Below are 12,756 nucleotides of genomic sequence, written 5' to 3'. Positions count from 1 at the left end.
GGCAATCTATTCTTACCCCCTTAAATCAATATCTAATTGGGAGTTTTGTGCTACTTTCAGTAGTAGTCTTTTCTAGTTTGTATTTCTTAGAGAATGCTGCTCGTCCATTTTTGGAAGCTAATAATAAGGCAGAGAAGATTGCCAAAACTTATGCAAACCTAACCACAATCGAAGACGTAACGATTTACAATGGATTTGAGACTTATTATTCTGTGTTGGGTGAAACAGCCGAAAAGGAAGAAGTTTGGGTCTTAATCCCTGAGAGTTCCTCAGAAATTCGTATCTATCCTACTAATGGTGGAATATCAAAGGAAGAGGCTGGGCAAATTGCTCAAGAAAATGGGGCATCAGTAGTAGATCGAATAATTTTAGGTTTTTCGGATAATCAACCAATTTGGGAAGTTAAATCTGGAACGGCATATTATTTAGTAAATTTCGAAACAGGAGCGTTTATCAAGAAGGAGGGCTTATGAGCAAATTATCGAAACGTGTCTTAGAGATGGAAGAGAGTGTAACCTTAGCTGCAGGTGCGCGTGCTAAAGCCTTAAAAGCAGAGGGTCGTGATATTTTGGAGTTAACCCTTGGTGAACCAGATTTTGTTACACCGAAAAATATCCAAGAAGCAGCCATCAAGTCTATTGAAAATGGTAAAGCAAGCTTTTACACAGTGGCATCTGGTCTTCCAGAGTTAAAAGATGCAGTTAATACTTACTTTGAGAATTTTTATGGCTACTCGATTGAGCGCAATCAAGTTGTGGTTGGTACAGGAGCTAAGTTTATTCTTTATGCTTTCTTTGCAGCGGTTATCAATCCAGGTGATGAAGTGATTATCCCAACACCTTACTGGGTTTCATATGCCGACCAGATTAAGATGAATGAAGGAGTGCCTGTTTTTGTCACTGCTACAGAAGAACACAACTTTAAAGTAAGGGTTGAACAGCTTGAAGCAGCTCGGACAGATAAGACCAAGGTGCTCTTGCTCAATACTCCGTCTAATCCGACAGGTATGATTTACAATCGCGAAGAGTTGGAAGCAATCGGAAACTGGGCTGTAGAGCATGATATTCTCATCTTAGCAGACGATATTTACGGTCGCTTGGTCTATAATGGCAATACCTTTACACCGATTTCAAGTATTTCAGAAAGCATTCGTCAGCAGACCATTGTCATCAATGGGGTGGCCAAAGCCTACGCTATGACTGGTTGGCGGGTTGGTTTTGCGGTTGGAAATCCTGAGATTATTGCGGCCATGAGCAAGATTGTCGGTCAAACAACCTCTAATCTGACAACAGTTGCTCAGTACGCAGCTATTGAAGCCTTTACTGGTCCGCAAGATACAGTAGAAACCATGCGTCAGGCCTTTGAAGAACGGCTTAATACCATTTATCCACTCTTAGCTCAAGTCCCAGGATTTGAAGTGGTCAAACCTGAAGGTGCCTTCTATCTTTTCCCAAATGTCAAAAAGGCAATGGAAATGAAGGGCTATACAGATGTGACTGAGTTTACAACGGCCATCTTAGAAGAAGTAGGGGTAGCAATGGTGACAGGTGCAGGTTTTGGAGCTCCTGAAAATATCCGCCTCAGTTATGCGACAGATATGGATACGCTTAAAGAAGCAGTAGCTCGCCTACAAACATTTATGAAAAATGAAAAAGAGGAAAAATAATGTCTAGAAAATTGATTACGATCAACCAAGTCAAAGATTATGTCGGTCAAGAAGTGACCATTGGTGCCTGGGTTGCCAACAAGTCAGGAAAAGGGAAATTGGCCTTCTTGCAGTTGCGTGATGGTACAGCTTTCTTTCAAGCAGTAGCTTTCAAGCCAAACTTTATCGAGAAATTCGGTGAAGAAGCGGGTGCTGAAAAGTTTGATGTGGCAAAACGCTTGAGCCAAGAAACTTCTGTCTATGTGACAGGGATTGTCAAAGAAGACGAGCGTTCTAAGTTTGGTTACGAGTTGGATGTAACTGATTTGGAAGTCATCGGTGAATCACAAGATTACCCAATTACACCTAAAGAACACGGAACAGACTTCCTTATGGACAACCGTCACCTCTGGTTGCGTTCACGTAAGCAGGTTGCTATCCAGCAAATCCGTAACGCCATTATCTATGCGACTTATGAGTTCTTTGAAAAAAATGGTTTCATCAAATTTGATAGCCCAATCTTGTCAGGAAATGCTGCTGAAGATTCAACAGAGTTGTTTGAAACAGACTACTTTGGTCAACCAGCTTACCTCAGTCAATCAGGTCAGCTTTATCTAGAAGCAGGTGCGATGGCTCTTGGTCGTGTATTTGACTTCGGTCCGGTTTTCCGTGCTGAAAAATCAAAAACACGTCGTCACTTGACAGAGTTCTGGATGATGGATGCGGAGTATTCATTCCTCAGCCATGAAGAGTCACTTGATTTGCAAGAAGCGTATGTTAAAGCCCTAATCCAAGGTGTTATTGACCGTGCTCCTCAAGCCTTGGAAACTCTTGAGCGTGATGTAGATGCTTTGAAACGCTACATTGCGGAGCCATTCAAACGTGTTTCTTATGATGATGCCATTAGCCTTCTTCAAGAGCATGAAGCAGACGAAGATACAGACTATGAGCACATCGAGCATGGAGATGACTTTGGTTCTCCACATGAAACATGGATCTCAAACTACTTTGGTGTGCCAACCTTCGTTGTTAACTATCCTGCAAGCTTCAAGGCCTTCTACATGAAACCAGTTCCTGGCAATCCCGAACGTGTACTTTGTGCGGACCTCTTAGCACCAGAGGGCTATGGTGAAATTATCGGTGGATCTATGCGTGAAGACAACTACGATGCCTTGGTAGCTAAGATGGATGAGCTTGGTATGGACAAATCAGAATACGAATTCTACCTAGACCTTCGCAAATACGGTTCTGTACCACACGGTGGTTTCGGTATTGGTATCGAGCGTATGGTGACCTTTGTGGCTGGTACAAAACACATTCGTGAAGCTATTCCATTCCCACGTATGTTGCACCGCTTGCACCCATAATATAGCAAAGGCAAACCAAAGGAAATCAAAATAGTAATAGATGGAAAATAGACTGCACTCGTAGTCTATTTTTGATCTATTTTAGATTTATCGTATTTATAGGAAATTTTAGATAATTGATTGGTCCCAAGAAGGAAAATAGGGAATGAGTGATTGCAAATGTATCTTCTTACAAGAAATTAAGACTGCTAAAAAAATAGAAAACTAGACTGAGAAAATTCAGTCTAGTTTTCTAGAACAAGTCTTTTACCTTATTCAAAAGGCCATTAGCACCTTCAGATCCGGCAAGTAATTGTTTTGCTTGGTCCAAGTATTCGCCGAGCTCATCTTTGTTATCTTCGATGAATTGCTTAGCACCGTCAAAATCTTTATTTTCGATCAATTTTTTTATTTGGTTAAAAAGATCTACAGGATTCATATGAATCACCTCCTATATAGTTATTAAAACAGAATAAATCAAATTTGACCAGAAATTAGTCTGTTAATAATGTAACACAGACAGCTTCTGGGACTTGGAAATCATGAGAAATCTCTGTCAGGCGTCCAGTTGTTGTATCACGAGCAAAGACCGTTATATTATCAGAGTCTTGATGAGCTACAATGAGATGCTTCTCATCAGAGCTGAGCGTGAAGTCGCGGGGAGTTTGTCCCTGTGTATGGACAATCTCGACGAGCTCCAAACTTGCATCTCCTAGAGTTTTGTAAACAGCAATGGAATCGTGTCCGCGATTAGAGCCATAGACAAATCGACCGTCCTTGGAAATTCTAATAGCAGCAGTACCGTTGAAACCTGTGTAGTCATTTGGAAGGGTAGAGATGGTCTGCATGAGCTCGAAGTGGCCCAATCCGTCATAAATCAGGACTTCGATAGTGGAATTGAGTTCGCAAATTAAATAGGCAATCTTAGCAGTCGGATGAAAAGCGATGTGACGTGGTCCAGCACCTGCTACGGAATGATAGCTAGCTAATTTTTCAAGCTTTCCAGCCTCAGATACAGTATAAGTTACGACTTGATCAGTTCCTAAATCACAAGTCACTAAGTATTTATCGGGAGTTAAGTCGGTGAAATGGACATGTGGTGAGGCCTGATTTTCATGAGGACCAGATCCTGTATGGGTCACTGTGTCGGCCAATTCTAAACTACCATCTGTTAGGCGCTTATAGACTAGTACTTGTCCCTTGTGGTAATTGGCTCCGTAGACTAGTTCACGTTCTTCATCTATTGCAACATAGCAAAGTGGAGCTCCTTCTTCGACAACATGGTTGAGAAGGGATAAATCTGAAGAGAAAGAAGCGATTCCTCCGAGTCCTTGCTCTGCACCAACTGAATAAAGACTTCCATCTTTAGCAAAAGCTAAATAAGTTGGATTCGGCTCTTGGACAACGAGGCGGAGGTTGCTGAGCTGGCCAGTTTGTTGATTAAAATCTGCAGCATAGATACCCTGTGAGCTGCGCTTGGTGTAGGTTCCAAAATAAACTGTCATAGAAGGCTCCTTAATGTAAAAAATTAGATTTATTATAGCATAAAAATTTTTAAAAGTCTGTCTTTCTACCGAGATGATTTTTCAAAAATAGTAGAGAACATGATACAATAGTAAAAAAGACATGAGGAGTTAGATATGGACGATCAAAAGAATGCATTTCGAAAGTCATGGTTGTTTCGATGGTTTATCAATAATCAAGCGGTGACTTTTTTCTTAGTTACATTGCTGATTTTGCTGACAATTTTTGTGTTTACAAAGGTTAGCTTTATCTTTAAACCAGTTGGGGATTTTATTAATATTGTTACCCCTGTAACGATTCTAACAGGCTTGCTTTATTACTTGCTAAATCCAATTGTTGATTGGCTTGAAAAATGCAGGATTTCAAGGACTTTAGCAATTTCTTTCTTGTTTATTGTTATTGCTTTCTTATTAGTTTGGGGAATCGCCGTTGCTATTCCTAATATTCAGCAACAGGTTGAGTCTTTTTCTAAAAATGTTCCAACTTACATACAGGAGATTGAGAGCCGTGTGACAACTTTGTTGGAAAATGAACAATTTGAGCAATTCCGACCTACTATTTTAGAGCAATTGAATAAAATCAATGATCAGATTGTTACGTATGCACAAAAGTTTTCTTCTAATGCTGTCAATTGGGCAGGAGAATTGATTTCAACTGCTTCACAGATTATTGTAGCGATATTGATTATGCCCTTCATTCTCTTTTATCTCTTGAGGGATGGACACCAGTTACGTGGACATGTGACCAGGTATTTGCCGACGGATTGGCGAGAGTCAGTAGGGCAGGTGTTAACGGATGTCAATAGTCAACTGTCAAATTATGTTCGTGGTCAGGTGACGGTAGCGATCATTGTCGCTTTGATGTTCTCGATTATGTTTTCAATCATTGGCCTAAGCTATCCAGTAGCTTTAGGGATTTTGGCAGGATTTCTTAATTTAATTCCTTATCTAGGCTCATTTTTAGCTATGATTCCTGCGGTGATTTTAGGCTTGATAGCGGGGCCGTTCATGCTCATCAAGGTATTGATTGTCTTTATGGTTGAGCAGACTATTGAAGGACGATTTGTTACACCATTGATTATTGGAAGTTCCTTGAGTATTCATCCAATTACTATACTCTTCGTTTTATTGACAGCGGGTCAGATGTACGGAGTTTTAGGAGTTCTTCTGGGAATCCCAATTTATGCGTCGATCAAAGTAGTTGTTAAAGCAATTTTTGAATGGTACAAACAATATAGTGGTCTTTATCACGATGAAGAAACAGATGAGGTTGTGAATGAACAATAGTGAAAAAATGTTGGTTTGTCTGGAGCAGCAAGATTTGGTCAAGGCGGATAAATATTTCAAGAGAGCCTTGGAGCAGGATTCTGAAGAAGTTTTGCTGGATTTAGCAACTTATTTGGAAGGAATTGGTTTCTTGCCTCAGGCCAAAACGATTTATGAGCGCTTACTGGAAAACAATCCAGAACTGGCTATTCAACTGGCTCAAATTGCCATTGAGGATGGCTTAGTAGAAGAGGCTATGGGGTATCTGGAAGAGATTGCAGAGGATAGTCCTTTTTATCTGGAAGCTTTACTGGTTAAAGCTGATCTTTATCAGTCTGAAGGTTTGGCGGATGTAGCACGAGAGAAATTGTTAGAAGCTGTTAGCTTATCGGATGACCCGATTGTCCTACTGGGACTAGCTGAGATTGACATGGAATTGGAACATTTCAAGGAAGCTATTTCTTTTTATGCTCAGTTGGATAATCGTGCTATTTATGATCTAACAGGGATTTCGACCTACCAGCGTATCGGTTTGGCTTATGCTAGTCTCGGTAAGTTTGAAGTGGCAGTGGAGTATCTGGAAAAGGCAGTGGAGTTGGAATACGATGATCAAACAGTCTTTGAGTTGGCAGCTCTGCTATTGGAACAGGAAGAATATCAGAAATCGAGTCTTTACTTTAAACAGCTCGATACTATTAATCCAGAATTTGAGGGCTACGAGTACCTCTATGCTCAGGCTTTGCATGCAGAACATAGGTTAGACGAGGCGATTGGAATTTTGCAAAAGGGTTTGGCTAAGAATGAATTTGATGCAACCTTGTTACTACTGGCTTCTCAGTATGCCTATGAGGCGCATGATGAAACGGGAGCAGAGGATTACTTGCTAAAAGCCAAGTCCTTGGCAGACGATGTTAATGAGGTAAGTCTACGCTTATCTAATCTTTACTTGGAACAGGAGCGTTTTGACGAAGTTGTGACTCTCTTTGATGAGGAGCTGGACAACGTTTTGGCGCGGTGGAATATAGCTAAGGCTTATCAGGCTTTGGAAAAAGATGAGGAAGCTTTAGAGCTTTTTGAAAGCCTGCGGGCAGATTTGGCTGAAAATCCGGAGTTTTTATCGGATTATATCCAGCTCTTACGAGCTTGTGGCCGTCTGGAAGAGGCAAAAAATCTGGCGGGAGCCTATTTGAACTTGGTGCCAGATGATTTAGATATACAGGAATTTTATGGGCAAGATGAATAAGGAAGCGAATAAATTATTTCAGTATAATACCTTGGGCGCCTTAATGGCGGGGCTTTACGGTGGTTCTTTGACAGTCGAAGAACTTTTGAAGCATGGTGATTTAGGTCTTGGAACTTTGGATTCTATCGATGGTGAATTGATTGTCCTGGATGGGAAAGCGTATCAAGCTAAGGGATCGGGTGAAAAACCACAAGTCGTAGAAGTGGCTGGAGATATGAAAGTTCCGTATGCAGCAGTCATTTTTCATCAGGCAGAGGTCATCTTCAAGCAACGTTTTGAGATGACTAGTAAGCAATTAGAGGAGCGAATCGAATCATATTATGACGGTGAAAATCTCTTTCGATCGCTTAAGATAAAGGGACGATTTTCCCATATGCATGTCCGAATGATTCCCAAATCTACGAGCGATGTTGCATTTGCTGAGGTTGCTACTCACCAACCGGAGTACAGTGTGGCGGATATATCAGGAACGATTGTGGGGATTTGGACACCCGAAATTTTTCATGGCGTCAGTGTAGCTGGTTATCATTTGCACTTTATATCGGATGATTTGAGTTTCGGTGGCCATGTTATGGATTATGTTATTACAGAAGGAGTTGTTGAAGTTGGAGCAGTGGATCAACTCGATCAACGATTCCCTGTCCAAGATCGTAACTATCTTTTTGCTAAATTCAATGCTAAGGAAGTTCGCGATGCTATTGATAAAGCGGAGTGAATAGCTAAGATAAATAGTTTTGAATAATCTTAAAAGCTACTGATTAGTGCTTAAGTCTATGTGATTTTTAGTTTACAAATTTCTTGATGTATCTTATACTATAAACATATAATGTAAAGTTAGGAGATTCCTATGAGCATATTGGTAACAGGGGGCGCAGGCTATATTGGTAGCCATACAGTTGTCGAATTATTAAAGTTGGGAAAAGAAGTTGTTATCGTAGACAATCTTTCCAATTCCAGCATCTTGGTTTTGGACCGTATTGAAGAGATTACAGGTAAACGACCAGGTTTTTATCAACTTGATGTAGCTGATAAAGTTGCTTTACGTAAAGTATTTGAACAGGAAACGATTGAATCTGCCATTCATTTCGCAGGTTACAAGGCAGTAGGAGAGTCGGTAGCTAAACCTGTAATGTATTACGAAAATAACATCATGTCAACTTTGTCTTTGGTGGAAGTCATGGCTGAATTTGGCGTGAAAAAAATTGTCTTCTCGTCAAGTGCAACAGTGTACGGTCTTAACAATCCATCTCCATTGATTGAAACCATGCCGACTAGTGCAACTAATCCGTACGGTTACACAAAAGTTATGCTAGAGCAAATTTTACGTGATGTAGAAGTAGCGGATAAAGAATGGAGTATTGCCCTTCTACGTTATTTTAATCCAATTGGTGCTCATGAATCAGGCTTGATTGGCGAAGATCCAGCAGGAATTCCTAATAATCTCATGCCGTTTATCGCACAAGTTGCTGTTGGTAAGCGTGAGGAACTAAGCGTATTTGGTAATGATTATGACACAGTTGATGGAACTGGTGTACGTGATTATATTCATGTTATTGACCTAGCTCTTGGTCATATCAAAGCTCTTGAAAAAATTTCGACCACTGCAGGTGTACATACTTACAACTTAGGATCTGGTCAAGGTACAAGTGTCTTAGAATTGGTTCATGCCTTTGAAAAAATCAACGGCATAACAATACCTTATAAAATTGTAGACCGTCGTCCTGGTGATGTAGCAACTTGTTTTGCAAATGCAGACAAAGCTTTGTCTGAGTTGAATTGGAAAACAGAAAAATCAATTGAAGACATGTGCCGTGATACTTGGAATTGGCAGTCAAATAACCCCAATGGGTATGAAGGATAGGAAAAGGAGAGTTTAGAACTCTCCTTTTTAAAACACGAAAAAGACAGGCTCAACCTGTCTTTCGGATTATTTATTTTTTAACAAGTCACGGATTTCAGCAAGCAATTCTTCCTGAGTTGGACCTGCAGGAGCTGGCTCTTCAACTTTCTTAGGCATAGCTTTTTCAACAGCCTTAACAACGAAGAAGAGTGAAGTACCGATGATCAAGAAATTGATAACAGCGCTCAAGAAGTTACCATAAGTAACACCATTCCAAGCAAGGCTAGCAATGTTTTCAACGTTTGCAGCTTTCAAAGCTGGGCTCAAAATCAATGGAGTAATGAGGTCATCCACAAGTGATTGGATGATTGCAGCGAATGCACCCCCGATGATCACAGCAACTGCCAAGTCAACAATATTACCACGAAGCAAAAATGCTTTCAATTCTTTCAACATATCCTAAATATGTCCTTTCATAATTTTTTACATTGTCCATTATAAACATGTTACAAAAAAATTACAAGAGATATGTTTGAAAATTTTGTTTCAAAAATTTACATGTTGACAAGGAGTGTGATATAATATAGTTTGTTAAACTGTGCTTATACCCTGCATTTAGAAGGAGGTGGCTAATGATTACCAAAGATATGATTGATGAAATCAAACATGCGGTTAATATCGTTGATGTTATCGGTGAATCAGTTGCCCTTACTAAAGCAGGGCGTAGTTATTTAGGGTTATGTCCCTTTCATAATGAAAAGACTCCCTCCTTTAATGTATTAGAAGATAAGCAGTTTTATCATTGTTTTGGCTGTGGAAAATCTGGCGATGTATTTAAGTTTATTGAGGAATCACGGGGCCTTTCTTTCATAGAAGCAGTTCAAGAAATCGGACAGAAAGTAGGGATTCAGATAGAGCCACAGGTTGGTTCACGCCAGTCTGAGAGGAAACATCACCCCTATCAGGTTCTCTATGACATCCATACGGAGGCAAATAAATTCTATCATGCCCTCTTGATGACCACGAAGATGGGCGAGCCGGCAAGAGCTTATTTGCATCAGCGGGGATTGACAGACGAAGTCATTAAGCATTTCCAACTGGGGTTGGCACCAACTGAGCAAAATGTTCTTTATCAGGCTTTGTCGAAAAAGTTTGCAGAAGAAGACTTGTTAAACTCTGGTCTTTTTAACACCACCGATAATAATTTGGTGTACGATGCCTTTCAGGGAAGAATTATTTTTCCTTTAACGAATGAACAGGGGCAGGTTGTCGCTTTTTCTGGTCGGATTTGGACAAAAGCGGATATCGAAAATAAACAGTTAGCGAAGTATAAAAATTCGCGTAGTACTGCCATTTTCAACAAGAGTTACGAATTATATCATTTGGACAAGGCAAAAGCTAGTATCAAAAAAGAGCGGGAAGTTTATCTTATGGAAGGCTTCATGGACGTTATCGCAGCTCATAGGGCTGGTTTGGATAATGCGATTGCTTCTATGGGAACTGCTTTGACAAGAGAGCAAGTCCAGCACATCTCTAAGTTCTGTCAGAAAGTGATTATTACTTATGACGGAGATAAGGCTGGGCAGGCGGCTACGGTCAAGGCCTTGGAGGAATTAAAGGATTTTCAAGTAGAAATCGTTAGTCTTCCGGATAATATGGACCCAGATGAATTTCTAACCAAGCATTCGGGAGAGATTCTGGCTCAGACCTTGACAAAGTCGCGTATTTCCAATGTCGAATTTCTAATTCATCAATTGAAGCCTGAGAATCCTGATAATTTGCAGATGCAGATTGATTTTGTAGATCAAATTGCTCCCATTATTGCAGCAACTAAATCCATTACGGCTCAGAATTCCTATATTTATAAGGTAGCGGATTTACTGACGGACTTTGATTATAGTCAAGTGGAGTTAGCAGTTAATCAGGTACGATTGCATAACCGTCAGGGACGTGGTAAGCAGGAAGTTTATCAGGGTAGACCTTTGCAGGAGATACGGGAACTACCTCAACAGAGCAAGCTTACTCGCTTGATTCGGACAGAGAATCACATGCTCTATCGTATGAAAGAGCACGCTTATATTCTCAATGATTATCGTCTTCGAGAAGATTTTCATTTCGTAACGCCAGAGTTACAGGTTCTTTTTAATCTTTTGAAGAAACAGGGAGAAGTGTCTAGTTATGATTTAGCCCAGCAAGACGAGGCAGTTCAGAGGGCTTGGTATAGGGTGCTGGAAGAGCGTCTACCGAGTGAGGTTGGCAGTCGTGAAATGGAGGAATTAGAAGAACGACGTAATCATGAATTGTTAAAACGGGAAAATCAAAACAAGTCCAGAATCATTCGTGAACAAGCTCATATAGGGAATGATGAAACTGCACTTGATGAGTTAGCACAACTCATAGCACAAAAAAGAAAAATGGAGTAAATATGGCAAGTAAAAAAGAAAAGAAAACAGAAGTAACCACCTTTGATGTCCAAGTTGCAGATTTTATTCGCAATCATAAAAAAGAAGGCATAGCTGTTGATGACGTCATTAACGATCAGTTGATTATTCCTTTCACTTTAGATGCAGATGGAATTGATGATTTACTGCAACGTATTCAAGATGCGGGGATTTCTATTGTTGATAAGGAAGGAAATCCTTCAGCTCGTGTTATGCAAGTTGAAGAAGAGCCTGAACTGACAGATGAAGAATTACTTGGAAGCAATTCTGCTAAGGTTAACGACCCAGTCCGTATGTACTTGAAAGAAATTGGTGTGGTGCCTTTGTTGACCAACGAAGAAGAGCAAGAGTTAGCCTTGGCTGTTGAAGCAGGTGATCCAGAAGCTAAACAACGATTGGCAGAAGCTAACTTGCGTTTGGTAGTTTCAATCGCAAAACGCTATGTGGGCCGTGGAATGCAATTTCTTGATTTGATTCAAGAAGGGAATATGGGCTTGATGAAGGCAGTTGATAAGTTTGATTATTCCAAAGGGTTCAAGTTTTCAACCTATGCAACTTGGTGGATTCGTCAAGCTATTACTCGTGCTATTGCCGATCAGGCTCGTACCATTCGTATTCCGGTTCACATGGTGGAAACTATTAACAAGCTTGTTCGTGAGCAACGCAACCTTCTGCAAGAGTTGGGTCAAGACCCAACACCAGAGCAGATTGCTGAGCGTATGGACATGACACCAGATAAGGTGCGTGAAATCTTGAAAATTGCACAGGAGCCAGTTTCTCTCGAAACACCGATCGGTGAGGAAGATGACAGCCACCTAGGTGATTTTATCGAAGACGAAGTGATTGAAAATCCAGTTGATTACACAACTCGTGTTGTGCTTCGTGAGCAACTAGATGAAGTCTTAGATACACTGACAGACCGTGAAGAAAATGTCCTTCGTCTCCGTTTTGGTTTGGATGACGGGAAAATGCGGACGCTAGAAGATGTCGGCAAAGTCTTCAACGTAACGCGTGAACGTATCCGTCAAATCGAAGCCAAAGCCCTCCGTAAACTTCGCCATCCATCCCGTAGCAAACCACTCCGAGACTTTATTGAGGATTGAGAAAGCCTACGGATAGGCTTTCTCAACGTCCGCCTAGAAAACCGAAAGCGGACAACGTCCAGGGGAGGTTTTGACACAAACTTCGTTTGTTTCATCTCCCGCCTCCAATAGTCTCCCAGACTATTGGAGCTCGCTAAAAACTGGAAACGAGCGAGAGTTCGGGGAACCTTTTTAACCCGAGCCAAGAAATAGAAGAGCGAGGAATAAGCCTACGGATAGGCTTTCTAATACTTGTGAATAATTGGCAAGCTGGCAAGGTTTAGAGGAGTTTTAACCACTCGACAAAAATCAGAAATGAGTATAATGCTTACCGAGAGTCAGCACTTCGGTGTTGTTTTAACCGTTCGCT

General features: G+C 40.8%; 12 protein-coding genes. 9 read left to right on the top strand and 3 right to left on the bottom strand.

Annotated elements, in window-relative coordinates; translation table 11 throughout:
• Positions 1 to 47 precede the first annotated feature (47 nt).
• Genes AC4CS8_RS06150 through asnS form a run of 3 tightly spaced genes read left to right on the top strand, consistent with a single transcriptional unit; the run spans position 48 to position 3,012 of the window.
• Positions 48 to 473 carry a cell wall elongation regulator TseB-like domain-containing protein gene (locus AC4CS8_RS06150; protein WP_493892398.1) on the top strand — a complete coding sequence of 142 codons (426 nt, stop codon included), beginning with the start codon at positions 48 to 50 and terminating at the stop codon, positions 471 to 473.
• The gene (locus tag AC4CS8_RS06145) at positions 470 to 1,666 is read left to right on the top strand and encodes a pyridoxal phosphate-dependent aminotransferase (protein WP_493892397.1); all 1,197 of its coding nucleotides are present in this window, start codon (positions 470 to 472) and stop codon (positions 1,664 to 1,666) included. Before AC4CS8_RS06150 ends, AC4CS8_RS06145 begins: the two co-directional genes overlap by 4 nt.
• Positions 1,666 to 3,012, top strand: coding sequence for an asparagine--tRNA ligase (gene asnS / locus AC4CS8_RS06140; RefSeq protein WP_493892396.1), 1,347 nt, complete (start codon positions 1,666 to 1,668; stop codon positions 3,010 to 3,012). The genes AC4CS8_RS06145 and asnS overlap by 1 nt, the downstream gene beginning before the upstream one ends.
• Before the next feature lie 232 nt (positions 3,013 to 3,244).
• Here asnS and AC4CS8_RS06135 read toward each other — a convergent pair whose 3' ends face one another.
• Entirely contained in the window at positions 3,245 to 3,430 is a 186-nt protein-coding gene (locus AC4CS8_RS06135; protein WP_493892395.1) for a hypothetical protein, read from the bottom strand.
• Positions 3,431 to 3,485: 55 nt separating this feature from the next.
• On the bottom strand, positions 3,486 to 4,496 hold the full coding sequence (locus AC4CS8_RS06130; RefSeq protein WP_493892394.1) for a lactonase family protein: 1,011 nt from the start codon (positions 4,494 to 4,496) through the stop codon (positions 3,486 to 3,488).
• Positions 4,497 to 4,631: 135 nt separating this feature from the next.
• Here AC4CS8_RS06130 and AC4CS8_RS06125 point away from each other — a divergent pair, with 135 nt between their 5' ends.
• The 4 genes from AC4CS8_RS06125 (at position 4,632) to galE (ending at position 8,884) form a co-directional block, all read left to right on the top strand.
• A complete protein-coding gene (locus AC4CS8_RS06125; RefSeq protein ID WP_493892393.1) occupies positions 4,632 to 5,801 on the top strand; it encodes an AI-2E family transporter in 1,170 nt (389 codons plus the stop codon).
• Entirely contained in the window at positions 5,791 to 7,023 is a 1,233-nt protein-coding gene (locus AC4CS8_RS06120; RefSeq protein ID WP_493892392.1) for a tetratricopeptide repeat protein, read from the top strand. Before AC4CS8_RS06125 ends, AC4CS8_RS06120 begins: the two co-directional genes overlap by 11 nt.
• Positions 7,016 to 7,738 carry an acetolactate decarboxylase gene (gene budA / locus AC4CS8_RS06115; RefSeq protein WP_493893873.1) on the top strand — a complete coding sequence of 241 codons (723 nt, stop codon included), beginning with the start codon at positions 7,016 to 7,018 and terminating at the stop codon, positions 7,736 to 7,738. The genes AC4CS8_RS06120 and budA overlap by 8 nt, the downstream gene beginning before the upstream one ends.
• A 132-nt stretch (positions 7,739 to 7,870) precedes the next feature.
• Entirely contained in the window at positions 7,871 to 8,884 is a 1,014-nt protein-coding gene (gene galE / locus AC4CS8_RS06110; protein ID WP_493892391.1) for a UDP-glucose 4-epimerase GalE, read from the top strand.
• A gap of 66 nt (positions 8,885 to 8,950) precedes the next feature.
• Here galE and mscL read toward each other — a convergent pair whose 3' ends face one another.
• Positions 8,951 to 9,319: a large conductance mechanosensitive channel protein MscL gene (gene mscL, locus AC4CS8_RS06105; RefSeq protein WP_493892390.1), complete on the bottom strand. Its 369-nt coding sequence runs from the start codon at positions 9,317 to 9,319 to the stop codon at positions 8,951 to 8,953.
• 176 nt (positions 9,320 to 9,495) lie between these two features.
• Between mscL and dnaG the strand changes: the two genes are divergently transcribed.
• Both dnaG and rpoD read left to right on the top strand, forming a co-directional pair.
• The gene (dnaG, locus tag AC4CS8_RS06100) at positions 9,496 to 11,286 is read left to right on the top strand and encodes a DNA primase (RefSeq protein WP_493892389.1); all 1,791 of its coding nucleotides are present in this window, start codon (positions 9,496 to 9,498) and stop codon (positions 11,284 to 11,286) included.
• Between the two features lie 2 nt (positions 11,287 to 11,288).
• Positions 11,289 to 12,407, top strand: a complete 1,119-nt coding sequence (rpoD, locus tag AC4CS8_RS06095; RefSeq protein ID WP_493892388.1) for an RNA polymerase sigma factor RpoD — start codon at positions 11,289 to 11,291, stop codon at positions 12,405 to 12,407.
• Positions 12,408 to 12,756 lie beyond the last annotated feature (349 nt).

It is taken from the genome of Streptococcus sp. NSSLK0004, from assembly GCF_059039125.1.
The sequence above is the reverse complement of the archived record's forward strand: the minus strand, read 5'-3'. Positions and strand labels throughout refer to the sequence as shown.